Here is a 680-nt window from a genome sequence, read left to right on the forward strand (position 1 = left end):
AGGCGCGCAAGAACATCTGGCCTACTACCGTGGTGCAGCGGTGCACCTTCCACGCTTTTGTCAATATCCGAAGTGCCACCACCACTCGCCCGCGACTACAGGCCAGTCAAGAGCTCTACGCTCTAGTAGGTAAGAGCCTGATTCGGACGAAAACCGCGCCTGAGGCCTCAGAGTGGCTCGCAGCCTACATTGGGTGGGCTCAACGGTGGGAGGACTTCCTTGCCCAACGCACGCTCACTCCAGATGGGGGCTGGGTTCCCACGCATGCTCGGCTGGTAAGCCCGTCGCACTCTTAACCGTCTGATCAGCACGGGCACTTTGTTTGCTTTCCTTGACCCCAGTTGGGATCGGCCCATGCCTGCAATGACCAACCGCATTGAGGGGGCGACAAATGCCCCTCTTCGTCAGATGCTGCCCGATCACCGTGGTCTGAGCCTTACTAGGCGGATCAAAGCAATTTTCTGGTGGTGCTACATGCACACTGAGCACCCACTACCACCAGCTCAAATCCTCAAAACGATGCCAACAGATGCTGACATTGAAGCCGCCTATCAAACTATCCACCCCGCAGAGATCAAAACAACGAGCCTGCCCCAATGGGGAGACGCCATCACCTGGCAAGACCTCCACCACAACACCAGCCCATACACCAACCCCTGGGACTAAACGAACCAGGACCC

The 680-nt window shown here is 57.5% G+C and carries 1 protein-coding gene; it reads left to right on the plus strand.

The features are described 5' to 3' along the window. Positions 1-354: 354 nt before the first annotated feature. Positions 355-666, plus strand: coding sequence for a hypothetical protein (locus AC5RE1_RS01035; protein ID WP_006680437.1), 312 nt, complete (start codon positions 355-357; stop codon positions 664-666). Positions 667-680 lie beyond the last annotated feature (14 nt).

The sequence above is a fragment of the Actinotignum sp. usb-actsch-rep-73 genome (genome assembly GCF_059082735.1).